The sequence below is a fragment of the Parabacteroides sp. AF27-14 genome, from assembly GCF_003635425.1.
In the GTDB taxonomy this organism is placed as follows: Bacteria; Bacteroidota; Bacteroidia; order Bacteroidales; family Tannerellaceae; genus Parabacteroides; species Parabacteroides distasonis.
In genome coordinates, this window is record NZ_QTLZ01000020.1 from 32,319 (window position 1) to 56,466 (window position 24,148).

General features: G+C 48.9%; 20 protein-coding genes. 6 read left to right on the plus strand and 14 right to left on the minus strand.

Annotated features, from left to right (window positions below; all coding sequences use genetic code 11):
* Positions 1-7: 7 nt before the first annotated feature.
* The 8 genes from DWY79_RS17370 to DWY79_RS17400 form a co-directional block, all read right to left on the minus strand.
* Positions 8-2,089, minus strand: a complete 2,082-nt coding sequence (locus DWY79_RS17370; RefSeq protein ID WP_010182819.1) for a putative porin — start codon at positions 2,087-2,089, stop codon at positions 8-10.
* 104 nt (positions 2,090-2,193) lie between these two features.
* Positions 2,194-2,736, minus strand: coding sequence for a 2-oxoacid:acceptor oxidoreductase family protein (locus DWY79_RS17375; protein WP_005856316.1), 543 nt, complete (start codon positions 2,734-2,736; stop codon positions 2,194-2,196).
* 18 nt (positions 2,737-2,754) lie between these two features.
* Complete coding sequence (locus DWY79_RS17380; protein WP_005856318.1) at positions 2,755-3,519, minus strand: thiamine pyrophosphate-dependent enzyme; 765 nt, start codon at positions 3,517-3,519, stop codon at positions 2,755-2,757.
* A gap of 12 nt (positions 3,520-3,531) precedes the next feature.
* Positions 3,532-3,702, minus strand: a complete 171-nt coding sequence (locus DWY79_RS22810) for a hypothetical protein (protein WP_005868224.1) — start codon at positions 3,700-3,702, stop codon at positions 3,532-3,534.
* Positions 3,703-3,707: 5 nt separating this feature from the next.
* Complete coding sequence (locus DWY79_RS17385; RefSeq protein ID WP_057328529.1) at positions 3,708-4,787, minus strand: 3-methyl-2-oxobutanoate dehydrogenase subunit VorB; 1,080 nt, start codon at positions 4,785-4,787, stop codon at positions 3,708-3,710.
* Between the two features lie 14 nt (positions 4,788-4,801).
* Positions 4,802-5,029, minus strand: coding sequence for a ferredoxin family protein (locus DWY79_RS17390; RefSeq protein WP_005856324.1), 228 nt, complete (start codon positions 5,027-5,029; stop codon positions 4,802-4,804).
* A 65-nt stretch (positions 5,030-5,094) separates the two neighbouring features.
* Positions 5,095-6,462 carry a sigma-54 dependent transcriptional regulator gene (locus DWY79_RS17395; RefSeq protein WP_057318806.1) on the minus strand — a complete coding sequence of 456 codons (1,368 nt, stop codon included), beginning with the start codon at positions 6,460-6,462 and terminating at the stop codon, positions 5,095-5,097.
* Positions 6,459-7,709 carry a GAF domain-containing sensor histidine kinase gene (locus tag DWY79_RS17400; protein WP_008771891.1) on the minus strand — a complete coding sequence of 417 codons (1,251 nt, stop codon included), beginning with the start codon at positions 7,707-7,709 and terminating at the stop codon, positions 6,459-6,461. Before DWY79_RS17400 ends, DWY79_RS17395 begins: the two co-directional genes overlap by 4 nt.
* A gap of 432 nt (positions 7,710-8,141) precedes the next feature.
* Here DWY79_RS17400 and DWY79_RS17410 point away from each other — a divergent pair, with 432 nt between their 5' ends.
* From DWY79_RS17410 to DWY79_RS23100, 5 genes are read left to right on the plus strand one after another with little or no spacing between them, the layout of a single operon-like run.
* Entirely contained in the window at positions 8,142-10,466 is a 2,325-nt protein-coding gene (locus tag DWY79_RS17410; protein WP_122369920.1) for an outer membrane beta-barrel family protein, read from the plus strand.
* Between the two features lie 13 nt (positions 10,467-10,479).
* A complete protein-coding gene (locus tag DWY79_RS17415) occupies positions 10,480-11,193 on the plus strand; it encodes an ABC transporter ATP-binding protein (protein WP_122369922.1) in 714 nt (237 codons plus the stop codon).
* The gene (locus tag DWY79_RS17420) at positions 11,190-12,779 is read left to right on the plus strand and encodes an ABC transporter permease subunit (RefSeq protein WP_122369924.1); all 1,590 of its coding nucleotides are present in this window, start codon (positions 11,190-11,192) and stop codon (positions 12,777-12,779) included. Before DWY79_RS17415 ends, DWY79_RS17420 begins: the two co-directional genes overlap by 4 nt.
* Positions 12,766-13,482, plus strand: coding sequence for an ABC transporter permease subunit (locus tag DWY79_RS23095; protein WP_233564005.1), 717 nt, complete (start codon positions 12,766-12,768; stop codon positions 13,480-13,482). Before DWY79_RS17420 ends, DWY79_RS23095 begins: the two co-directional genes overlap by 14 nt.
* The gene (locus tag DWY79_RS23100) at positions 13,436-14,095 is read left to right on the plus strand and encodes a hypothetical protein (protein WP_233564006.1); all 660 of its coding nucleotides are present in this window, start codon (positions 13,436-13,438) and stop codon (positions 14,093-14,095) included. The genes DWY79_RS23095 and DWY79_RS23100 overlap by 47 nt, the downstream gene beginning before the upstream one ends.
* A 111-nt stretch (positions 14,096-14,206) precedes the next feature.
* Here the strand turns inward: DWY79_RS23100 and DWY79_RS17430 are convergent, their stop codons facing one another.
* The 6 genes from DWY79_RS17430 to DWY79_RS17455 all read right to left on the minus strand — a co-directional run bounded on the left by DWY79_RS17430 (position 14,207) and on the right by DWY79_RS17455 (position 22,662).
* Positions 14,207-15,124 (minus strand): DUF368 domain-containing protein, encoded by a 918-nt coding sequence (locus DWY79_RS17430; RefSeq protein ID WP_022192847.1) that lies wholly within the window; start codon positions 15,122-15,124, stop codon positions 14,207-14,209.
* A gap of 17 nt (positions 15,125-15,141) precedes the next feature.
* Positions 15,142-16,599, minus strand: a complete 1,458-nt coding sequence (locus DWY79_RS17435; protein WP_122297327.1) for a tetratricopeptide repeat protein — start codon at positions 16,597-16,599, stop codon at positions 15,142-15,144.
* A 10-nt stretch (positions 16,600-16,609) separates the two neighbouring features.
* Entirely contained in the window at positions 16,610-18,349 is a 1,740-nt protein-coding gene (locus DWY79_RS17440; RefSeq protein ID WP_008778287.1) for a glutamine--tRNA ligase/YqeY domain fusion protein, read from the minus strand.
* 52 nt (positions 18,350-18,401) lie between these two features.
* Positions 18,402-19,655, minus strand: a complete 1,254-nt coding sequence (locus DWY79_RS17445) for an Nramp family divalent metal transporter (protein ID WP_009276069.1) — start codon at positions 19,653-19,655, stop codon at positions 18,402-18,404.
* Between the two features lie 348 nt (positions 19,656-20,003).
* Positions 20,004-21,323: a PAS domain-containing sensor histidine kinase gene (locus DWY79_RS17450; protein WP_122369926.1), complete on the minus strand. Its 1,320-nt coding sequence runs from the start codon at positions 21,321-21,323 to the stop codon at positions 20,004-20,006.
* Positions 21,313-22,662, minus strand: coding sequence for a sigma-54 dependent transcriptional regulator (locus tag DWY79_RS17455; protein WP_057327114.1), 1,350 nt, complete (start codon positions 22,660-22,662; stop codon positions 21,313-21,315). Before DWY79_RS17455 ends, DWY79_RS17450 begins: the two co-directional genes overlap by 11 nt.
* Positions 22,663-22,748: 86 nt before the next feature.
* Here DWY79_RS17455 and DWY79_RS17460 point away from each other — a divergent pair, with 86 nt between their 5' ends.
* Positions 22,749-24,146, plus strand: coding sequence for an MFS transporter (locus tag DWY79_RS17460; RefSeq protein ID WP_122369928.1), 1,398 nt, complete (start codon positions 22,749-22,751; stop codon positions 24,144-24,146).
* Positions 24,147-24,148: the final 2 nt, after the last annotated feature.

Below are 24,148 nucleotides of genomic sequence, written 5' to 3' on the forward strand. Positions count from 1 at the left end.
CAATCGATTAATTATTGAAAGTCACGGAGATGCCCATTTTCAAGACCATCGGGTCCAACGGATAATGCGCAAGAGAGAAGTAATTCGGGTCAACGAACTTAGAGCCTAGATTGTATGCCATGATGAAGAAGCGAGCTTGCTTCAAATGGAAATTCGCATAAGCGTTGATCAACGGATAATTGCCAACCTTCACTTTCTTGTCTTCTTCCTGTACTTGGAATTGCTGGGTAGCCGGCTCGTAATAAGGAGCGTAATAAGCGGTGTTGTAGTATACGTTCGCACCAATCTGTACGGTTAATACTTTCGCCAACTTAAACGCTAGATATATATTCGAGTATGCGCTGATATCCGGTAACGGGAGTTGAGACTTCTCGCTAGAAAGCTGATAGGCCACCTCATTCTCCCATCCGAACGCACGGTACATGATATCTTGCTTGATACGGGCTGAGACAACTTGAATGTTCTTACTGCTTTGCTCCGGCAAACCTTTGCCGTTGAAGAATACATAATTCTGGATACTTTCCACTCCTCCGGATAACTGGGTACGGGTGGATTCCAAGTTGATTTTCGCTCCGGCGTAAATCCTTTGCACATTTTTCAATGATAGATCCCACCAATAGTAACGCCCATGATGGTGACGTTGGTAAAACGCCGGGGTGATATTCTTGATATATCCTTCCGCCTTGATGGTAGCGTCTTTCTTGAAAAGCTTGAATTTGGTCTGTAAGTCTCCGCTCACTCGAACCTCTCCGGCGTCACTTCCCGCAAGTCCTAATTCTCCACGGACATTGTAGGTAAGAAGGCTACCACGGCGTTTGGATAATTCGCCTCCGATGTAGGTCGTAAACTCATCATATACCTCGGAAGTAGGGAAATTTAATGTACTCGGCTCAGAGCTTCCACGACCATCCGGACCGTAATCCAGTCCGGGAACTTGGGATGCCAATCTAAACCGGCGTTTCTCGAAAGTAACGAAGGCGGTCAGCCCGAACTTAGCCCAATCTTGGAAACCTTCCCGCAAGGCCAACGCAAAAGTATTCTTTAAATTCCATGAGGAAGTCTGGTCATTCAAAGATGCGTCCATACCATAAAGATGAGTGTAGCAGGTATCGATCCCGGCATCATTAGAGATAAAGCGTCTGCGGTTATCTTCGTAATCGATGGTATGGATGATACTGGAAACCGGAATGAATACCTCTTTTACGTTCCCTTCCTCATCGGTTTCTTCCAATTCTTTGGTAAAACCGAGATTGTATCTCTGTGTCAGGAAATATTGTTTTCCACGGACACGGTTCCATGTGTCCGTGTAACGGACAGGGTATGATTTACTATCGATATTTCTTTGATTCTCGGCCAAGTCATCGGGATTCGTGATATACTGGTCATTTGTAAGTCCACCGTTCTCGTAGTTTACGAAATTGAAATTACTTAAATAAGCGTTTAACTCGTAACGGTCGGTGATATAACTTCCGAAAAAGCGATAACTTAATAATTTATTACCGTTGGAGTTATAATATCCACGACTATAGATATAATCCATCTCGCCACCGACATTGATCTTCTTGCCAAAGTTCATGGTCAGTACCCCTTTCAGTCGGTCCATCTTATTCTGGCTGGCTCCTCCTGTCGTATAAGTCACTTGGGTATAGGGTACTTTGGTATCATAGAAATAAGCGTTTGTCGGGGTCGTGATATAATAATCATAGGCATCGGCGAAGATGAAATCACGTTCCTCCTTACGTTCGTTAAAAATACGGGTTTGCGCCGGCGATCCCACATTCGCCAGATAACCTACGGCCAATGAGTTCGCTTCCACCAACGTACTATTCCCGAAATTTAATCGATTGGTATCCATAGGAGCGATATAACGTTCTCCCAAAAGAGGCGTGAGCCGATAACCGATGATTCGTTTTGATTTCAGCGCCGCGCTATCTGTTTGCAGCAAGCTATCCGGTATTTCCTTGTTTGAGGATGATAAATTAGATAACGAGAATCCACCTCGTCCTCCCCGGCTCCCGGAACGTCCTTGCGCATGCGCGGAAGCCGCCGTTCCTATCAGAAAAAGTAATATGTATAGATAATACTTCATGGGTTGCAAAGATATAACAAAAAATAATGTGCCAATTATAAAATATGCCAATATGCCAATCAGAAAACTTAATTGGCATATCGGCACATCAATGAATGAGCTTCTTATATTTTCTGTATAATCTCCATTCCTTTCTTAATGGCAGCCTCGTTCATCGGCAACAAATGATGGTGACGCTCGGGCAAGGATTTCTTCAATCCTAGCATGACGTTCTCCAATTGAACCATCGGGACGATATTAAGCAACCCGCCTAAGATCAACATATTGAATGCCTTCTCGTTCTTCATCTCGGTAGCGGCGTCCATGGCATCTACCCGATATACGTTAATATCCGTACGTTTCGCCGGCGTATGGATGCCATAACCATCGTAAATCAAGATACCGCCCGGTTTCACCTTGCTCTCGAACTTATCCATGGAAGGTTGGTTCAAGATAATAGCGATATCATATTCATTCAATACGGGTGAGCTGATACGCTCGTCGCTCAAGATAACGGTTACGTTGGCCGTACCGCCACGTTGCTCAGGTCCGTATGAAGGCATCCAGCTAACCTCCTTGCCTTCCATCAAACCGGAATAGGCCAAGATCTTACCCATAGACAATACACCTTGTCCACCGAAGCCTGCTATAATTATTTCTTGTTTCATTGTCGTTTACCGTATTACTTATTCAACATTCTTTAAGTCGCCCAGCGGGTAGAAGGGGAACATGTTCGCTTCCATCCATTTATTGGCTTTTTCCGGAGTCATCTTCCAGCCGGATGAGCAAGTGGAGACGAACTCTACCACAGAAGTACCCTTACCGGCCATAGCGTTCTCGAAAGCCTTACGAAGCATCTTCTTCGCTTTCCGTACGGCCGCGGCCGTCTGTACGCTTTGGCGTGTTACCAAGCAAGTTCCTTCCAATTGGGCTAATAAATCACCGATCTTCAGCGGGTAACCGTTCAAGGCGATGTTGCGTCCGTAAGGACAGGTAGCCGTGGGCATACCTTCCAGTGTAGTCGGAGCCATCTGTCCGCCGGTCATACCATAGATCGCGTTATTTACGAATACGATCACGATATTCTCGCCACGGTTGGCTGCATGAATCGTCTCGGCCGTACCGATAGCCGCCAAGTCACCATCTCCTTGATACGTGAATACCATCTTCTCCGGATTCAAGCGTTTAACGGCGGAAGCGATGGCTGGCGCACGTCCGTGGGCTGCCTCGATCCAATCGATATCCAAGTAGTTATATGCGAATACGGCACATCCCACGGGGGAGATACCGATTGTCTTATCTTCCAGACCCATATCGGCTATAACCTCGGCGATTAGCTTATGTATCACACCGTGGCTGCAACCGGGGCAGTAGTGCATGGGATTTTCATTCATCAATCTGGGCTTTTCATACACCAGATTTTCCGGTTTAATTATATCGTTGAGTTCCATAATCTTTAATTATTAATGTATATATCTTAGGACATATTGCACCAGCCGCAATACGATCGCCGCTCCACCGCAATACAAGAATACGGTCTTATCGCTAACAGCGAAGTAACATACCACGGCAGCTATGGCCAGTAGCATAAAGACCAGCGTCAATATCTCGTCAGCTTTACTTCCTCGTGTCATACGGATCAGAATAATTTTTCCTTCAGCGCGTTCAATACCTCATCCGGGGTGAATACGATTCCACCCAATCGGCCAAAGTGCTCTACCTTCACCTTACCATTTACGGCTAGGCGAACGTCCTCTACCATCTGTCCGGCGTTCAACTCAACCGATAACATACCTTTTACCTTATCCGCATAAGCGGCGATCACTTTTGTCGGGAACGGCCATAACGTGATCGGGCGTAACAAGCCAAGCTTGATACCTTCCGCACGGGCGATCTCAACTACCTTCTGGCAAATACGGGCGGAAGAACCGAACGCGATCAATAGATAATCAGCGTCCTCACATTGGAACTCCTCGTAACGAACCTCGTTTTCCTCGATCTTGCGATATTTCGCTTGGAAACGGATATTGTTCTCTTCCATCTTCGCCGGGTCTAGCTCCAAGGAAGTGATGACGTTACCTTTGCGTCCGCCCTTCTTTCCTTGTACGGCCCAAGGACATTGAGCGATAATCTCTTCCTCGGTACGACGGGTATGATAGGGAGGCATAACCACTTTCTCCATCATCTGTCCGATGATACCGTCCGCCAAGATAATAGCGGGGTTATTGTATTTGAAAGCCAGATCAAAACCAAGGCCTACGAAATCGGCCATCTCCTGTACGGAAGAGGGTGCCAAGGTAATCAAACGGTAATCGCCATGGCCACCGCCTTTCACGGTCTGGAAATAATCAGCCTGACTCGGCTGGATCGTTCCTAATCCGGGACCGCCACGCATAACGTTCACGATCAGACAAGGAAGCTCCGCTCCCGCGATATAAGAAATACCTTCTTGTTTCAAGCTCACGCCCGGACTGGAAGAAGAGGTCATCACTTTCTTTCCAGTGCCAGCTCCGCCGTATACCATATTAATAGCGGCTACCTCGCTCTCCGCTTGTAAGACTACCATGCCGGTCTTTTCCCACGGCATCTCTGCCATAAGGGTTTCCAATATCTCCGACTGCGGAGTGATCGGATAGCCGAAGTAACCGTCCACGCCATAGCGGATAGCCGCATGGGCGATGGCCTCGTTACCCTTCATTAATTTTATATCTTCTGCCATATCTTGATATAACTTTATATTTTTACTTTGTAGATCGTTAGACAACCGTCCGGACAAACTAACCCGCAACTAGCGCAACCGATGCATGCGTCCGGGTTCTTCATGTACACATAGTGATACCCCTTGTTGTTTACTTCTCGTGGGTGCAACTCCAGTACATCCGACGGGCAGGCTACTACGCAAAGGTTACATCCCTTGCAGCGCTCTGTGTTTACAACAACAGCTCCTTTTATTTTCGCCATAATACTTGTTTATTTAAAATCTAAATGTAACACATTTCTATTGAGGCATCAAAGTTAGTAAAAAATTACTCGTTGCCAAGATTATAACGTTTCATTTTGTTGAATAGCGTCTTTCTACTGATATTTAAAGCCTCGGCGGTCAGGGTACGGTTATAGTTATGCTTTTGCAGCGCGGACAGGATGCGGGCCCTCTCCGCCAAGGAGTTCGTATCACGGAGCGAGGTGTCTTCTTCCGCTTCCTGAGGAGCTGTCAGTCGCTCCATCTGGTAGCTTTTGATACGGGCGGGCAGATGTCCGGGATGGATTTGCCGGTCTACGCAGAGTATCATGGCGCTTTGTACGGCGTTCTCTAAATCCCGTACGTTACCGGGCCAGTCGTAGGCGCATAACTGATCCATAGCCTCAGGCGTGATGCTCTCGATCGAGAGATTGAGCAAGGAATTATGTTTGCGAAGGAAAAATGCGGCCAGCAACGGGATGTCCTCTTTCCGTTCCCTAAGGGGTGGAAGCTGTATGGTGAAGACATTCAACCGATAGAGCAGGTCCAGACGGAATTTACCCAGTCTTACTTCTTCTTCCAAGTTCCGGTTCGTAGCCGCCACGATCCGGACATTGACGGGGATCGCTTTCTTGCCTCCGATGCGGGTAATCTTACGTTCTTCTAATACACGTAGTAATTTTACTTGGGCGTCTAGCGGGAGTTCACCGATCTCGTCTAGGAACAGGGTACCGCCATTTGCCCGCTCGAACGTGCCGGCTTGTGTTTCCTTGGCATCGGTAAAGGCGCCTTTCTCATGCCCAAAAAGCTCGCTCTCCATCAAGGTGAGCGGGATCGCCCCACAGTTGATCGCCACGAAAGGCTGGCTCACGCGTTTACTCCGGTCGTGTATCGCCCAGGCGATCAGTTCCTTTCCGGTTCCACTCTCTCCGTGGATCAAGACGGTAGCGTCGGTTTCCGCCACCCGTCCCACTTGGAGCATGACCTGCCTCAGTCCGCTTTTCTCACCGATGATACCGGTGTTCATATCTCCTAACTTGTTTTTCAAGTGCTTGATCTCGCCTTTCATCCGGCAATGCTCTACGGCACGGCTTACGGTAAGGAGCAACTTATCGTTGTCAAAAGGCTTCTCAATAAAATCGTAAGCGCCTTTCTTTACGGCATCTACCGCCAAGGAGACGGAACCGAAGGCGGTTATGAACACGACGACTTGGTTCGGGCATAGCCGTTTGATCTTCTCCAATGCCTCCACGCCGGTAAGCACCGGCATTTGCTGGTCTAGCAAGATCACGTCAGGACGGAAGGAGAGGAGGGCGTCTACGGCCTCTTGTCCGTTCGCGGCGGTTTGTACCTCGTATCCGTCTTCTTTCAAGAGCAGGGCGATCATCGCACGGATGCGCGGCTCGTCGTCGGCTACTACTATTTTTGCTTTCATACTATATATTGCGGTAACTTGATGGTGAAACATGTGCCTTTGCCGGGAGTACTGTGTACCTCGATCTCGCCCTCGTGGCGGTTGATGATACCGTAACAGATGGCGAGTCCTAAACCAGTCCCCTCGTCTTTGGTGGTGAAGAAGGGATTGAAGATGTGATCCAGATCTTTCTCGCCGATGCCTTTTCCGCTGTCCTCGAAGGAGAGGAGCAGGTAATGGGAATGATCGTCAATGGATGCTCCCTTCTCTATACTAATTATTAATGTACGTGAGCGTTCCGGGGGATTCTGGCTCATCGCCTCCACCGCGTTGAGGATGATGTTGAGAAATACTTGTTTGAGTTGCTCGGCATCCGCTTGCAAGGCGGTATTCTCATGGAAATATTCAAATTCCACCTCGACCTGTTGCTTCTTCAGCGTATTATGGACGAGTAGCAATGTCTGGTTGATCAATTGCTCCAGATTGACTTCCGATGAATTCAAGGCGGATGGACGGGCGAAAGAGAGCAGGCCTTGCACGATCTTGTTGATACGCTCCACCTCGGAGATGAGTTCCGTGGCCATCTCCGATTTCACGGGATCGGCCGAGAAATCCTTGCTTAAGTATTGGATCGTGCTACGAATGGCGGTCAGCGGGTTACGGATCTCGTGGGCGGCTCCGGCGGCCAGTTCCCCTAAAGTGGCGAGCCGGTCGGTCCGGTACATCTTCTTGATTCGTTCGGATTGGATCTCATAAAGGGAGGCATGTTCGATGGCGAATGCCGCTTGGTTGAACAAGAGGGAGAGAAGCCCCAGCTCATTCTCGGTAAAACCGGTGCGATCTGTCTTCTTTCCCAGCATAATCACGCCGCTCACCTTATTCATCACTTTGAGCGGGTAAATGAGCTCCGCTTGGAGTTGCTCCAGCTTCTCCCGCTCCTCGGCCGTGAAGTAATCCGCTATATCGGGATTTTGGGAGAGCAGAAGCGAGCGTTCGTTCACGAATAGCCAACTGATCAGTTTATCTTTTCCATTGAAAGAGAGGGAAGAGGATAACGGGCCGTCTTGCGGTTTATACTTTCCCGTATTCTCATCTAATAGAAAAAGATGAATGATCTCTACAGGGCATATCTGTCTGATCTTGGAGATAAAATTATTGATCAGTAGGGACTTATCTGCGATAAGCATCAAGGAACGGTTGAACTCGGAAAGCATCTTGCTGAGTTCGGGCTGCGGTGTATTTGTGTGTCGTTTGAATAAGGATAACATGCTTCTCGGATATTAGGATGGGCAAATGTACTCTTTTTGAGTAAGAATTTACCCGTTTTGAGTAAGGATATTACCCGTTACCCAAAGATGGAATATTTGCTGTTTGTGTATAATATTGTTTATTAGTGAGTTATGTGCTTTGGCACGGCGTTTGTATTCTATAGGGTAAAGAGGGATGATCTCTGGTATATTTGGGTAAAAGTTTACCGATACCCATTTAGTTTCCATAGGAGGGACTATGTTTTTCCTTACTAGAAACTAAGTTTTTCCTTCAATGAAACTAAAGTTTTCCTATAGAGAAACAAAAGTTTTCACAGGAAGAAACAAAAGTTTTCCTAGTAAGGAATTTTAAGAAACTGTAGTTTGTTGGTTATCAATGCTTAGTGGATAGTGATCGCAGACTTGATTAGATACGATAAAAAGAATAAGAATATGAGAAAGAGAGCTGTTATTTTACTCGCTATACTTATAGCGATCTTTGGGGGAAGCGTCAATGCACAGTCTTTCCTAGGTAAGTTAGTAGATGATAAAGAGGCGCCTGTTGGTTTCGCCAATGTGGTGTTATTGAATCCGGAAGATTCCGCGTTCGTAAAAGGGACGGTTAGCGAGGAGTCGGGTGAGTTCGTGTTGGAAGGCTTGAAAGAGCAGTGTTATATCTTGCGGGTATCTTATATCGGATATAAGGATATTTGTCTGGAGTGCCCGAAGGCGGGGGATGTGGGAACGATCCGTCTGGAACCGGATGCCATCGCCTTGGGCGAGGCGGTCGTGACCGGTAAACTGCCTACTTACCAACTAAAGGGAAGTAGCTTGGTGACGAACATTCGGGAGACTTTGCTGAGTACGGTCGGTACGGCGAATGACGTGCTCTCGCATATCCCCGGCTTGGAAAGCTCGGACGGGAAATATACCGTGTTCGGCAAGGGAGAGCCTTTGATCTACATTAATAACCGTTTGGTTCGTGATAATTCGGAATTGGAACGCCTAAGCTCGAAGGATATCTCCAAGGTGGAACTGATCCAGAACCCGGGTGCGGAATATGACGCTACGGTGAAGGCGGTATTGAAAATTCGTACGGTTCGGCATGCGGGCGAGGGCTTGGGTGTCAATGTCCGGAGTAATGTTTCCCAAAGCCATAAGACGAGAAACACGGATCAATTGAACTTGAACTATCGTAAGAACGGATTGGATTTGTTTGGGATGGTTAACTATTCCTTGTGGCAAGCCCAAACGAGGCAACGGACAAGTAGCTATATTCAAGTGGACACGCTGTGGGAACAGAAAGCGGAAACGACAGTGGACCAGTCTTCCCGTTCGGTATATGGTCAGTTGGGTGCGAATTACGAGGTGAATGAGCATCATTCCTTCGGCGCTACGTATGAAGGAAATAAGGGCTTTAACTCGGGCGCTGATTTTATATCGGATAACACGATGTACGCAAATAAAACGGTATATGATGTATTGCATTACCAAACCCGCATGGAAACGGACGTAAATCAACACAAGGTGAACGCTTATTATGAAGGGAGGTTTAATGATAAACTAACCATTAGTTTTAATGCGGACTGGTTAACCGGATCTTCGGAGAACCGTATGTTTGCCAATGAGAATAGCGAGATGGATGATGATCGCTTGGTAACAACCAGTAACCGGACTCGCAATCGTTTGTATGCCGTTAAATTAGTGATGACTTACCCGATCGCCGTGGGAGAATTGAAATGGGGAGGGGAATACAGTTATGTACATCGTACGGACCGTTTCGACAATCCACAAAGCATCCTGCCCGCTACCGATAGCAAGATACGGGAGCAGAATGCCGCCGCTTTTATCAGTTATGCCTTGACTTGGCAGAAATTAAGCGCTGAGATCGGTTTGCGTTATGAGCATGTTGACTTTGATTATTATGATAAAGGTATTTTCCTTCCGGAACAAAGCCGTCTGTATGATAATGTCTTCCCGAATGTCGCTCTTTCCATGCCGATAGGAAAGACCCAGATGTCGTTAAGTTATACGGCAAAGACAAGTCGCCCCTCGTTTTATCAATTGCGGAGTGACTTGCAGTACGACGATCGTTTCACTTACGAGGGCGGTAATCCGCTATTGAAACCCTCTTTCAATCACGACTTGACTTATCAATTTGGCTATAAATTTATCCAAGCCTCATTGAATTACCAATATATAAAGGATGTTTCGTCGTTTATGATGAAGGCGTACGAGCCGGATCCGGTCATTACGGTCTTCTCCCAAGAAAACTATCCGAAGGCGCAATATTTGAACGCTTCCGTCTCTTTTTCCCCTAAGTTTAATTTCTGGGAACCTTCCCTTTACCTAAGCGTGAGCAAACCTTTCTTTGAGGCTTTTACGATGGGGGAGATGCGATCCTTTAATAAACCTACTTATGGCTTTAGTTTAAACAACTCGTTTCGTTTGCCTAAAGGATGGATATTCTCGTTGGATGGTCGTGTTTCGACAGATGGCGATAGTATGCAAAGCTTAAGTAAGCGAACGGGAGGGGTTTATGTGGGGTTACGTAAGTCGTTCTTGAAAGACGAGGCGTTGACATTGAACTTGCAAGGCTTCGATATTTTCGCTACGCAACGTTATTCTTTCGTGATGTATGCGGCGGACCGCAGTATGACGAAATGGAGTAATCCGGATAGTCGCCAAGTGCGCCTGACCGTTACGTATCGTTTCAACGCCACCCGTAGTAAGTACAAAGGTTCCGGTGCGGCCAATGAGGTTATCAACAGATTATGATTATCTTTGTTTCATGTTAGAAGCGATTGATTTAACGAAACGATATGAGGATGGGCATCTGGCTCTGGATGCCTTGAACCTCCGGATCGAGCCGGGAGAGATCTTCTTTCTTTTGGGGGCCAACGGGGCGGGGAAGAGTACGACCTTGAACCTCTTCCTCGATTTCATCCGTCCCACTTCCGGGCGGGCCTTGGTGAACGGGGTAGAGGTCCGTTCCAATCCGGCGGAGACACGCCGTCATATCGCCTATGTCTCCGAGAACGTCATGCTGTACGGTGACTTTACCGCCCGGGAGAACTTGGACTTCTTCACACGCCTTACCGGGAAACGCTTGGATCGGAGAGACTATTATCAAGCGATGCGTCGTGTCGGCCTGCCGGAAGAAAGCTTCGAGCGTAAGTTGAAGACCTTCTCCAAGGGAATGCGGCAAAAAGTAGAGATCGCCGCCCTCTTGTTGAAAGACGCCGACAATATGGTGATGGATGAGCCTACCTCCGGCCTTGATCCCCGGAGCACCGCCGAGTTGATGCAACTCTTGCACCACCTCCGCTTGGAAGGAAAATCGATACTGATTTGTACCCACGACCTGTTCCGTGCCCGTTCCTTGGCGGATCGAGTAGGGATCATGAAGGATGGGCGCTTGGTCATGATCCGTGCCCGTGACGAGTTCTTGCATGATGACCTGGAACGCATTTACCTTGATTATATGCAGGAGGCTATCCTATGAGGAATGTATGGATATTCGCTCGGAAGGAGTTCCTGCTAAACGTCCGCTCGTCCCGTTTTGTGGTAGGATTATTGCTCTGCTTGGTGATCGTGCTTTTCACGATGATTGTCAGCGTCAGCGATTATCAGATACAAAAAGAGGTATGTGAGGCAGAGGCGAGACAGGCGGGGGAGGAAATGCGCTCCTGCTTGGTATGGTCTAAAGTGAGTCCTAAGCTCGTCCGTGAGCCGGAGCCTTTGAGCCTGCTCAGCCGGGGGATCACGAATAACGTGGGCTATATCGTCTCCATCGACTTATGGGAAATCCCGTTTCTGCCACTTCAATTTAACTGGGCGCAAAACAGCCCATTCATGAAAGTGTTTCCCCCGTTTGATTTCTCGGCGGTATTGAGCGTTATGATCTCGCTCCTTGCGCTGGTCTTTTCCTATGATGCGGTGACGAGGGAAAGGGAAGAGGGAACGCTTCGTTTCATCTTCTCCTCGTCCGTGAGCCGGTATAGCTTCTTGTTGGGGAAGTGGCTAGGCGTGGTATTGACCGTTTTGCCGATCTTGCTGGCTTGCTTTTTGCTGGCGCTCGGCTTGGTGGTGTTGGGAGGCGGCATCCGTTTTTCGGGCAGCGAATGGATGGGCGTAGGGTGGATGTTTTTGGCTTCGTTTGTCTATTTGGCTTTCTTTGCCTCGTTCGGTATCTTGGTGTCGTCGCTGACGGCCCGGTCGGTAACCTCAATCGTGCTCTGTATGCTCAGTTGGCTGACATTCCTGTTCGTGATTCCGGCCTTGTCCTCCTACGCTTCCCGGAGCATGGTGGCCTTGCCCTCCTATAAACAGGTGGAGAACAAGAAAGTGGAACTTTTCTGGTCGATGAGAAGTGAGTATGATAAGCGATGGAGGGAGTTACGGGATTCCTTGGGGCTTCAATCCCTGCGGTATTTATTTGATGTAGAGGATGGAGAAGGTACGAAAGATATTCGGGGAGGCTCCCGGTTGGTGCTGGAGCATACCCGCCGGATGGCGGTTGTAGACGCTAATATACGGATAGATCATGCGGAGCGACTCTGGAAGCTGGATGAGGAATACTTGTGTACATTGTCTGCTCAGCGAAAGTGGCAAGATATCTTGAATCTACTCTCTCCATCGGCTACTTATATCCGTTTGATGGCCCGGCTGGGCAATACCGATGCCGATGCGCTCCTGTCTTATATGAGCGATGCACGAAACTATCGCGAACAGTTCATCCGTTACTTGACGGATCGAGACCTATTCTATTCGCCTTCCTACGTGACTCCTTGCCGGGAGGATGAGTTTCTGCCGCAAGAGGAATGGGAGGCTTTCGAACGACAGGCCGAGAAACTTCAGAAGAACGATCCTCCCGCTTTTGAGAGGATCATGAAAGATGCCGAGCAACAGTATGCCGACGCGAACTATTCGCCCGTAGACGTTCGGGATATCCCTCAGTTCAGCCTGCGGGAATTATCCGGTTGGCAGCGGGCGCAGAGAGGTGCGCGGTCTTTAATCCTTTTGTTCATCCTGTTTATCGCGCTTTTAGCGAGTGCTATTTACATTTTTAGAAGATATGATTTACGATAGCTTTCTATTATACCGCCATGAGGTGAGCCGCCTGTCGCGTAGTTTGCGTTTCCGGGTATCGTTCGTGCTTATCGGGCTGCTATTCGCCGGAGGAAGTCGCTTGTTTGTCTCATTCTATACGGAACAGCAGGCTACTTACCGGCAATTGGAGGAAGACGAGGAACGGAGAGACCGGGAGTTGAGCGAAAACTTGACAAACTATGCGAATAGCCTACGGATATTCCGTTACTCTCCCCGCACCGACGGCTTCTTGTATAGCTGTAAAGAGGAGGAAATGGTAAACACCATTCAATATAATGTATGGAACGCGGGAGGCTTGGAGATAGAGCAAGGGATGCTAAACCCTTTACTGGATGCGAAAAGCTCGGTGGACTGGACATTTATCGTCTCGATATTCATTAGCTTTATCGCCCTGTTATTCTCTTATGATTCGATATGTGGAGAGAAACGGGATAAGGTATTAGGTTATTTGTTATCCTATCCCATTTCCCGGAGGAACTATTGGATCAGTAAGATTCTCTCGCATATATCCGTTGTCATGTTATTATTGCTAGATACTCGGATTTATCGGAATCAGCTTTTTGCTGATCTCATTATGTACCTGTTTTGGATTGTTCGCCTCCGTCATGACGAGGCATTCGAGTGTAAGTCTACTCATGTGCGTATCCTTTTGGCTGTTTGGAACCATAATTATCCCGAATAGCGCCACATTCTGGGGCGATGTCCTCTATCCGAGCCCTTTATTACGAGACATCGCTCAAAAAGTAGAGGAAGAGGAAAGCCGGTTGACAAAAGAGGCCCCTCCCGGAAGCATGGCACAAGAGAGAGACGACCCGTTTTATCCCTATCATGAGCGTCGTGCTACTTTATTTATGAAAAAGAAGGAAGTAAGGGAGAAATCCTATCGGGATTACTACGAATGCCTGATCCGCCAGTTCGAGGGAGTCCGTCGATTGACCCTCCTGTCCCCAACCGTCCAATACGAACGGGCGATGGAAGCTCTATTAGGAGGAGGCCATCTACGATTCCAGAAAAATTGGCGTGATTTACAGGCCTTCCAACTTACGTTCCTCGCATGGTTCAAGCAAAAAGACGCCGAGGACCCGGAAAGCCCACATTGGTATAATCCTTATGAGGATGTCTCTACCAGCCGAAAGTCGTTTGATATAAAAGAAGCGCCTCGATATCAAGAAAGAAGCGTTCCCTTAAAAGAACGTCTTGCGCTTATCGGCCTGTATGCGCTGACCACGTTTTTCTTTATCGCCTTACTGGTATGGGGAGGGTTTCGCTTATTGGAAAAGTACGATGTGCGATGATAGAAATGATTAGTAGATAAGAATGGGCATTGTAGCCACCTTTGAATGGGCATTATAAGAAGGTTACAATGGGCATTCTAATCACCTTATAATGCCCATTGTAATATTGGGTTACGCCTTAGCGCTTTTTTGTGAGAGCTTTTCTAGGAAATATACGATCCCGAAACCTAAGATCATCAATCCGACGGCCTCCCAAACAAACTGATTCGGAGCGATATTCGCCTCAACCAACGGCTTGGTCATGCCATGGCTATCCACATAGGTCTCGATCGTTTCTTTCCAAGGCCATACCTTGTTAAGCGAACCCAACATGAATCCGGCCAATACGGCGATCGTTATATCATGGAATTTACGAAGGGCGAATGACAACACGCGGGAGAACGTCGTGATACCAATAGCCGCACCCGCTATAAACACCAACATAACGGGAACGTTAAACGTCTTGACCGCCTCCATGATATAGAAGTATTTTCCGAGCAACACTAAGATAAAGCTACCCGAGATACCCGGCAAGATCATGGCGCAAATAGCGATCGCCCCACAGAGGAAGATAAAGAGTAAATTACTCGGAGTCTCGGCGGGAGTCGCCACGGTGATATAAAAAGCGATCACCGCCCCGACAACAAAACTCAAGATCGTCTTCCAGTTCCATTGCTTGATATCCTTAGAGACGAACCAAGTGGAGGCCAGCACCAAACCAAAGAAAAAAGACCATACCAAGATCGGATGATACACCAAGAGATACGTAATGATCTTCGCTAGGGAGAATATACTAATACCAATACCACCCACGATAGAAAGCAAGAAATTAGCGTTGATCCCTTTCCAGAAGGCCGCTATTTTCCCCGTGAATAATTGTTTCAATGTCGTCCCGTTAATACTTTTGATAGAGTCGATCAGTTCCTCGTAGATACCTACGATAAAGGCGATCGTTCCTCCCGACACGCCGGGAACGACATCCGCCGCTCCCATACCCATACCTTTTAATACTAAAAAACCGTAGTCCTTGAGATTTCGTTTGTTAGGCATATTACATTATTAATTGTCTAATTACTGTTATCTTTATTCTTTAAAAACTCTTTTACCAGATCCTCGGGTTGGATATGTTTCTTCTCTTTATCGGAATCGATGGTAAAGTCCGCGAATACTTCCGGTCCCACTTTACGAAGCAAATAAAGAAGATCATCTCCGGATATTTGGCCGATATGCTCCATGAAATTTTCCATATCACGGTTATCCAGATAAGCCATAGCCAAATGGATATGAATCATTGGAGTCTTCGGGTTGATTTGAAGGACTTTCTTGTAATAAGAGATCGCCTTATCTATATCTCCCTTAGAAAGCAAATATTGTCCGGCATGAAGCAGGCTGTTGCATTCTTCTTGAGTTTCCGGATTGATACTTTTCTTATCGATGATCTTGAATATCTTATTCGTAATAGCGATAGCCTCCTCCTTTTTCCCGCTATCAAGCAAGCAAAGCGCTAAAAGAGAAAGGAGACGGACATTGTTCGGATACAATTGCGCCGCCTTGAATAACATGATGGAAGCCTCGTTGTCGCGCTCAGTCTCGGTACAACAACGGATATAATTGATATAATTGGTCGGCCCATCCTCCATATCCGGATCGTTTATGATCGTGGAAAGCAGTTGGTAAGCCTTCTCATATTGCTCCAGCTTCATATAACATTCCGCCATGAGTGGAGAGATACGGCGCATCACCTCCTCATCACCCTCGATTTCTTGATATTCCTCGATCGCCTTCTCATAGCTCTCGTTCATATACAGGCAGTACGCTTTCAATATTTTCAGTTCCGTATCGGAATCATCACACGTCAAGGCGAAGTCGAAAGCCTCGATCGCTTTCTCGTAATCGCCAACCATGGAATGTAGCCTTCCCAGCGTAAACCAATACTCGTATGAGAAAGGATTCTTATCGATTAGCTCATTACATAACTCGATCGCCCGGGGAACGTCTCCTTCCGTCTCGAGGATGTAGCAAAGCTCATTCTTAAGGATCAAGTTATCCGGAAATAAAGCCAAGCCACGGTCCACGAAATCGCGGGCCTCTTTGTTCATGTCTAAATCATTCAGGATGGGAGAGATGTACTCGAAGACTTCCTCCAAATAGTCACAATCCCTAGTGATCAACTCTTCCGTGATCTCCAGAACCTTGGGATATTGGTTGAGCGAGCAATAGCATTCCATTTTTAACATATCCAGATCTTGGTTATCAGTCTCCGCTATATTCTCGAGCAGAGCGAGAGCGCTCTCATAATCCTCGTTATACGCGAATTGCCTGCCTTTCTTGATTTGCAAGGCGGAATTACCGGGATGAAGCTTTAGCCCGAGGGCTAAGACTTCATCAAAGTAAGTATAATCGTTCGAATCTTCAAAGCTGTCCAACATTTCATCGATTTGATCAGCGTCGAAATAAGGCTCCTTACCCTCTTCCTTCGCTGAAAGATAATGTTGTAACAAGCGTGAGATATCGTCTTTTTTCATTTACTATTCTTTATTTATTAATCTTGCTCCACGTGTCCTTTAGTCCTACGGTACGGTTGAATACCAAGTTGTCGGGGGTGGATTCGCTATCTATGTTGAAATAGCCGATACGCTGGAATTGAAGATAGGAAAGCTTGGGCAAGGTAGCCACGAACTTCTCTACGTAACAGTTTTTCCGGATCTCCAAGGAGTTCGGGTTGATGATTTCCTTCATCGCCTCTAGCGGGGAGCAATTCTTCTCCTCCCGGATAGCGGCCAATTCGTCTCTAGGGTTCTCCACTTTCCAAAGGCGGTCGTATAAGCGTACTTCCGCTTTTTGGCAATGGGCGCAGCTTACCCAGTGCAAGGTACCTTTTACTTTACGGTTAGCGTCCGGCATACCGCTGCGGGTATTCGGATCGTATTCGCAATATACCTCGGTAATCTCACCGTTCTCGTCTTTCTTACAGCCCGTACATTTTACGATATAGGCGTTCTTCAGACGAACTTCCTGTCCCGGTGTCATCCGGAAATATTTCTTGGGAGCGTCTTCCATGAAATCCTCACGTTCCATCCACAACTCACGGCTGAACTCGATCGTATGGCTGCCGGCTTCCGGATCTTCCGGGTTGTTGATCGCTTCCAGCTCCTCCACCTGTCCTTCCGGATAGTTGGTGATAATCAGTTTCACCGGATTGATCACAGCGGATACACGGATGGCGCGGGCATTCAGATCCTCGCGTACGGCGCTTTCCAGCAAGGCGAACTCGTTCAGGGCGTCGTAAGTCGTATAACCGATCTTGTCGATGAACTTACGGATAGACTCCGGAGAGTAACCCCGGCGGCGGAAACCGCAGATGGTCGGCATACGGGGGTCATCCCAGCCGTTTACCAAGTTCTCTTTTACCAATGTAAGCAGGTTACGCTTGCTCATCAGTGTGTAGCTTAGGTTCAATTTGTTGAACTCAGTCTGTCGGGGGCGGTTGTCGTTCAAGTCCTCGCCTTCCTTCAGCCAGTCGATAAACAAATCATACAGAGGACGGTGTACGACAAACTCCAAGGTACACAAGGAATGCGTCACGCCCTCGAAGAAATCGCTCTGTCCGTGGGCGAAGTCGTACATCGGATACGCTTTCCACGTCGTGCCCGTACGATGGTGCGGATGGTTAACCACCCGATAGATGATCGGATCGCGGAAGTGCATGTTCGGGTTTGCCATGTCGATCTTCGCGCGAAGTACCATGGCACCTTCCGCTATCTCACCCGTGTTCATCTTCTTGAAGAGAGCTAGGCTTTCCTCGATCGGACGGTTGCGATACGGGCTCTCGATGCCCGGTTGTGTAGGCGTGCCCTTTTGCTGGGCTATTTGTTCGGATGTCTGCTCGTCAATATATGCTTTACCTTCCTCAATGAGGCGGATCGCGAAATCCCACAATTGCTGGAAGTAGTCGGACGCGTAATAAATATTTCCCCACTGATATCCCAGCCATTGGATATCCTCCTTGATCGCCTCCACGTATTCCTCATCCTCCTTCGTCGGGTTCGTGTCGTCGAAACGGAGGTTGCAGATACCGCCATGGCGTTCAGCGATGCCGAAATCTAGGCAAATGGCCTTCGCGTGGCCGATGTGAAGGTATCCGTTGGGCTCGGGCGGGAAACGGGTTTGTACACGTCCTCCGTTCTTGCCTTCCGCTAAATCTTTCTCTACGGCTGCCTCAATGAAATTCAGGTTCTTCTTGCCTTCTTCTTCGTTTGTATTGATATCGCTCATACTTAAAAATTGATAGTTTTTCTTCGAATGGGGCAAAGGTAGCGATTTCTTTTTAAAATAGGCTGATGAGCAGGGCTATATTTAGGACGGTTACCATCGTTCCCAACAGCAAGAGGAGGATGGTCGTAGAGCGGCTGTTCGCGTAGACGCCCATGACCTTCTTGCTGGAGGTCAGGTACACTTGCGTGAAGACCGTGATCGGCAATTGCACGCTCAACAACATCTGCGACAGGATCAATCCCTTGAACGGATCGCCGATCAGGAATATGATGGCCAAGGCGGGGACGAACGATAGCAGGACTCCCAGCTTTGAGTGGAGGTCGGTATGATTGTACGCCTCGCCATAGAATCCGGCGAAGATGGAAGCCCCGGCGATACCGGATGTGATGGTCGAGGAGATACCCGCCAGTAATAGGGCGGCGGCGAAAATCACCCCGGCGTTATTTCCTACGAGGGGTACCAATAACTGTTGCGCTTGGTCCAGCTCGTCTACGGCGATGTTTTGCTTGAAGAAGGTAGAGGCGGCCAAGATGATCATCGCCGAGTTGATCGCCCAGCCGATCACCATGGACAGGAGCGTGTCGTAGAACTCGTACTTCAGTTGTTTCTTGATGACCGACTCGTCCTCTAGGTTCCATTCCCGGCTCTGTATCACCTCCGAGTGCAGGAACAGGTTGTGAGGCATCACGACGGCTCCCAGTACGCTCATGATGATCAGCATGGAGTTCTCGGGGAAGGTGGGTTTCACCCAGCCTACCACGGCCTGCCCCCAGTCTACGTCGACCAACGCCAGCTCGTATAGGAACGAGAGCCCGATAATGGACACGAACGTGATGATCCAGCGTTCGGTCTTACTATATGTATTACTGAATAGCATGGCGAGGCATACGATGGTGACGATCACCGCTCCCGCCTTGATCGGCATACCGAACAACATCCGGAGGGCGATGGCTCCACCGAGTATCTCGGCGAGGGAGGTGGATATGCTGGCGAGCATGGCCGATCCTAGGATCGGGCGGCTTAGCACGCGCGGCATGTATTTGTTGGTCGCCTCCGAGAGGCAGAGGCCGGTCACGATACCGAGGTGGGCCACGTTGTGCTGGATAATGATCAGCATGACGGACGAGAAGGTGACGACCCACAGGAGGGCGTAGCCGAACTCGGAGCCTGCCGCGAGATTCGTCGCCCAGTTTCCGGGATCGATAAAGCCTACGGTGACAAGTAATCCGGGGCCGATATATTTTAGCAAATCCAATGCCCCGGAGCGGGGGCGGTGGTTGATCTTCAGTTTGTCTAATAAGTTCATGTTTGTATGGATACTTTTAAATTTAAAAAACAGCGTAAAGATACGAATAGTTTCGTTGTTACCCAACGGTGGCCGGAAATACGTTCGTACGGCCGGTGGTGGGTATCCGTACGGCTGTCCTCGTGTAGCTGCCCGGCTGTCCGTCCGTATCCGTACGGCTACAAAGATGTAGCTACTCGGATACAAAGATGTAGCTGCCCGGATACAAAGATGTAGCTACTCGGATACGGATGGGTAGCTGTACGGATACGCGGGTGTACCCGTACGGTCGCGCCCGTGTATCCGGGCTTGTGTGTCTGCGTATCCGCCCGGCCGCGTGTCCGCGTTTATGCGGATACGGTAAACGAGCTACGGGAATGTCAACACGAAGGTTGTCTGCCGCTGGGCCGGATTGCTTCTCAACGCGATGCTGCCGCCGGACAAGCGCATGATCTGTCGTGAGATGGACAGCCCGATACCGCTTCCGCCTTCTTTCGTGGTAAAGAACGGCACGAATATATGCTCGGCTTCCTCGGGGGGGATGATGGGGCCGTTGTTCGTCACTTCTAGGATAACGGCCTCGTTGGGGTCGCAATACGCCTTGAACAAGATAAGGCCGTTTTCTTGCTCGTGTCCGATCGCTTGCATGGCGTTCTTCAAGAGGTTCAAGACTACTTGCGTGATCAGGTTCTCGTCGGCGTAGACGATCAAGTCCTCCGGTTCCACGTCGATACGAATGGTTATGTTCGGGTAGTTATTGTGATGGCGGGCCAACCGCGTGAGCCGTTCGGCGAACTTATTGACGTAGAATAAAGAGGGCTGAGGCGTCGGTATATGCGTAAACTTACGGTACGACTCGACGAATGCGATCAAGCTCTTCCCGGTAGAGCTGATTACCTCCAAGCCGCCCCGTATCTCCTCGTCGACATTCTGGTGGAGGGAAAGCAAGGTGTCGCTCAAGGAGGTGATAGGGGTGACGGAGTTCATGATCTCATGGGTCAAGACCCGTGTCAGCCGTATCCATGACTCGATCTCCTTATCGTCCAGCTCGCTGTTAATATCATTGATCGCGATGATGCGGACGTGTTTCTCTTGGAGCGTCATCTCGGAGACACGGACCGAGAGATGTACCGTGCCCCGCTCGTTGATAAAAGAGATCTGATGTTTCTCGCCGGGACGAACGTCGCTGATGAGGCGCTCTAGATTCTCGTCGATACGTCCGAGCTGGCGGGCATGGGTAAAGACCGTCAATCCCAGCAGTCGCAAGGCCTCGTTATTTGTCTGGAAAATATTGCCCTTATCATCTTCTACGATGATACCCGTATTCACTTGGTTCATGATCAACTCGTAATATTTCTCTTTCTGGATCGCCTCGGCTTTCGCTTGAAAAAGTATTTGGGTGATGCGGTTTAAGGAGTCGCTAACCAGCTTGTCGTTGGAGGAGCGCCCCCGGGTAGCGTACTTGAAAGCGTAATCGCTATTGTCGATCGCGTCGAACATGAAGGCTACCTTTTGCGCGTTCCGCTTGAACAAAAGGCTGATGCCCCGCAAGGCAGCCAGCCATCCGATGCCTAAGAACAGGAACCACCCCCATTCTTCCGCCAAGGCCAAGTAGGTGAGTGCCGCCGTCAGCCCGATAGCGAGGGCGAGGCGGAAGGTGAGGCTGTAATAAATGCCTTTAAAGTTCATACCGCTTGATCTTATTATAAAGCGTTTGCCGTGAGATACCCAACTGGTTCGCCACGAGCGAGAGATTACCGCCGAATTTATCCATGGCGGCCTTGATCATAGTATACTCCATTTCCTCGAGCGTAGTGATGTCATTCTTGACGGGCACCTCCCGCTTACGGGGGAAATCGAAATTGCTGCCATCTAAAGTATCACCATCGGCAATGATAATCGCTTTCTCCACGGTATGTTCCAGTTCGCGGATATTACCCAGCCAAGGTTGGGCTTTCAGCTTTTCCTTGGCGTCGTCGGTGAGGGCCATGGGCTTTTTACCGTAGATATTGGTATATTTCGTGATGAATATCTCGGTAAGCGGTACGATATCCTCCGGCCGCTCCCTCAAGGGCGGGATCTCTACGTGTATCGTATTGATACGATACAGCAAGTCCTCGCGGAATTGCTCTTTCTGTACCATCTCCTGCAAGTCCCGGTTCGTGGCGCAGATCAGGCGGATATTGATGGGGATCGGGGTATTGCTACCTACCCGTACGATGCTCCGGCGTTGCAAGGCGGTCAGTAATTTGGCTTGCAGATGATAAGATAGGTTCCCGATCTCGTCGAGGAACAAGCTTCCGTTGTTCGCTACCTCGAACTTACCGGGGCGATCCGTCCGGGCGTCGGTGAAGGCCCCTTTTACGTGGCCGAATAACTCGCTCTCGAACAGCGTCTCCGTGATCGCGCCCATATCCACCGGTACCATGGCTTCATCCTTGCGGGGGGATAGCAGGTGTATTTCCCGGGCCAGCATTTCCTTACCGGTTCCGTTCTCTCCCGTGATTAATAGATTGGCGTCTGTCTTGGCTACTTTCTCTATCAGCATCCGTAGTTGCTGCATGGCATTGCTGTCTCCCCAGAACATACCGCTTTCCTTGGATACCAACTGCTTGTTGCCGACACCGCCTTTATGATTGGCCGAGCGGATTTGATAAGCGGCTTGCAAGGTTTCCAATAATTTAGCGTTGTCCCAAGGCTTTACCACGAAATCGGTGGCTCCTTCCTTGATTCCTCGTACCGCCAGATCGATGTCGGCGTAGGCGGTAAAGAGAACGACTTGTATCGAGGGATAAGCCTTCTTGATCTCGGAGAGCCAGAACAGCCCCTCATTGCCGCTGTTTATACCGGCGCTGAAATTCATGTCGAGCAATACGACATCCACGTTCTCGTCGTGCAGCGTGTTTTTTATCTTGTTCGGGGTAGAGATGGTGATAACCTTCTCGAAGCAAGTTCCTAACAGCATTTGTACGGCGGTCAGGATACCTTTATTATCATCCACAACTAGTATAGTGCCTTGTTTTGCCATGTCATGTCCATTTATACGGGCAAAGATACTCGATCTGGTCGATACTTCCTAAACCAGATACATCCTATTTCTGTTTCATATACCGTATGGATAAAGAAATAACGAATATAAATAGTCAGACGGGAGGGAATATCCCGGATGGCTTGCCAATCCCTAGCCGTTATTGGGCGATCCTAGCGATTGGGCTTGGTGTTACCGTGTCGGTGTTGGATGGGGCGATCGCAAACGTGGCTTTACCTACGATTGCCGGCGATCTCCATACGAGTCCGTCTGCTTCTATATGGGTGGTGAACGCTTATCAGTTGGCGATCACGATTTCTTTGCTGTCGTTATCGTCGATGGGAGAGATCTGGGGGTATCGGAAGGTGTATACGATCGGGTTGCTGTTATTTAGCTGTACCTCTTTGGCCTGCGCTTTATCCGATTCCTTGTTTACGCTGATTATCGCCCGTACGCTACAAGGTTTTGGCGCCGCTGCCATAGCGAGCGTGAATACGGCCTTGATCCGTATTATTTATCCCAAACGTTTTCTGGGGCGAGGTATGGGGATTAATGCCTTGGTGGTATCCGTATCGGCCGCCGCTGGTCCTACGATAGCCGCCGGTATATTGTCCGTGGGGAACTGGCCTTGGTTGTTCGCTATAAATATCCCGATAGGTATTACCGCTTTGATATTGAGCTTTAAGTTCTTGCCGCAAAATCCGGTGAAGGCTGTCGGACGTAAGTTTGATGTTACGGCGGCACTCATGAACGCGCTGACATTCGGTTTGGTGATAGCGATTATCGAGGCGTTCACGCATGATGTACATATCTCATTGATAATAGCGGCGATTGTTATCGTATTGTTCTGTGGGTATTTCTATATCCGGAGAGAGGAACGGCAGGCCTATCCATTATTGCCGATAGACTTGCTGCGTATTCCTCTTTTTACCCTTTCTATCATTACGTCTGTGTTTTCTTTCATCGCTCAGATGCTGGCTATGGTCTCTTTCCCGTTTTTCTTGCAGCGGGTACTGGGACGCGATGAGGTGGCGACCGGCTTATTATTGACTCCTTGGCCTTTGGCGACAATGGTGTGCGCCCCTTTGGCCGGGATCTTGTCGGAGAAAATGAATGCCGGGGTCTTGAGTGGTATCGGGTTGATTATCTTCTCGGGAGGGTTGTTCTCGTTGGCGGAATTACCGGCGCATCCTTCCGATCTGGATATTATCTGGCGCATGGCGCTTTGCGGTTGTGGCTTCGGGTTGTTCCAGACTCCTAACAATAGCCTCATGATCGGGGCCGCTCCGGAAAGTAGGAGTGGAGGGGCTAGTGGCATGTTGGGTACGGCCCGTTTGCTGGGACAAACTTGCGGGGCTTCGCTGGTAGCCTTGATGTTTAAGTTATTTCCCGGCCATAGCATGCCCGCGGCGTTATGGCTGGGAAGTGTGTTGGCCTTGATCGGGGCGGTTATTAGTTTCTCCCGGATCAATCGTAAGGCTTGATC

Bases quoted from the DNA above. Each gene is read 5' to 3' on its own strand.
- DWY79_RS17370 (WP_010182819.1), bottom strand. From the start codon at position 2,089: ATGAAGTATTATCTATACATATTACTTTTTCTGATAGGAACGGCGGCT.
- DWY79_RS17375 (WP_005856316.1), bottom strand. From the start codon at position 2,736: ATGAAACAAGAAATAATTATAGCAGGCTTCGGTGGACAAGGTGTATTG.
- DWY79_RS17380 (WP_005856318.1), bottom strand. From the start codon at position 3,519: ATGGAACTCAACGATATAATTAAACCGGAAAATCTGGTGTATGAAAAG.
- DWY79_RS22810 (WP_005868224.1), bottom strand. From the start codon at position 3,702: ATGACACGAGGAAGTAAAGCTGACGAGATATTGACGCTGGTCTTTATG.
- DWY79_RS17385 (WP_057328529.1), bottom strand. From the start codon at position 4,787: ATGGCAGAAGATATAAAATTAATGAAGGGTAACGAGGCCATCGCCCAT.
- DWY79_RS17390 (WP_005856324.1), bottom strand. From the start codon at position 5,029: ATGGCGAAAATAAAAGGAGCTGTTGTTGTAAACACAGAGCGCTGCAAG.
- DWY79_RS17395 (WP_057318806.1), bottom strand. From the start codon at position 6,462: ATGAAAGCAAAAATAGTAGTAGCCGACGACGAGCCGCGCATCCGTGCG.
- DWY79_RS17400 (WP_008771891.1), bottom strand. From the start codon at position 7,709: ATGTTATCCTTATTCAAACGACACACAAATACACCGCAGCCCGAACTC.
- DWY79_RS17410 (WP_122369920.1), top strand. From the start codon at position 8,142: ATGAGAAAGAGAGCTGTTATTTTACTCGCTATACTTATAGCGATCTTT.
- DWY79_RS17415 (WP_122369922.1), top strand. From the start codon at position 10,480: ATGTTAGAAGCGATTGATTTAACGAAACGATATGAGGATGGGCATCTG.
- DWY79_RS17420 (WP_122369924.1), top strand. From the start codon at position 11,190: ATGAGGAATGTATGGATATTCGCTCGGAAGGAGTTCCTGCTAAACGTC.
- DWY79_RS23095 (WP_233564005.1), top strand. From the start codon at position 12,766: ATGATTTACGATAGCTTTCTATTATACCGCCATGAGGTGAGCCGCCTG.
- DWY79_RS23100 (WP_233564006.1), top strand. From the start codon at position 13,436: ATGTGCGTATCCTTTTGGCTGTTTGGAACCATAATTATCCCGAATAGC.
- DWY79_RS17430 (WP_022192847.1), bottom strand. From the start codon at position 15,124: ATGCCTAACAAACGAAATCTCAAGGACTACGGTTTTTTAGTATTAAAA.
- DWY79_RS17435 (WP_122297327.1), bottom strand. From the start codon at position 16,599: ATGAAAAAAGACGATATCTCACGCTTGTTACAACATTATCTTTCAGCG.
- DWY79_RS17440 (WP_008778287.1), bottom strand. From the start codon at position 18,349: ATGAGCGATATCAATACAAACGAAGAAGAAGGCAAGAAGAACCTGAAT.
- DWY79_RS17445 (WP_009276069.1), bottom strand. From the start codon at position 19,655: ATGAACTTATTAGACAAACTGAAGATCAACCACCGCCCCCGCTCCGGG.
- DWY79_RS17450 (WP_122369926.1), bottom strand. From the start codon at position 21,323: ATGAACTTTAAAGGCATTTATTACAGCCTCACCTTCCGCCTCGCCCTC.
- DWY79_RS17455 (WP_057327114.1), bottom strand. From the start codon at position 22,662: ATGGCAAAACAAGGCACTATACTAGTTGTGGATGATAATAAAGGTATC.
- DWY79_RS17460 (WP_122369928.1), top strand. From the start codon at position 22,749: ATGGATAAAGAAATAACGAATATAAATAGTCAGACGGGAGGGAATATC.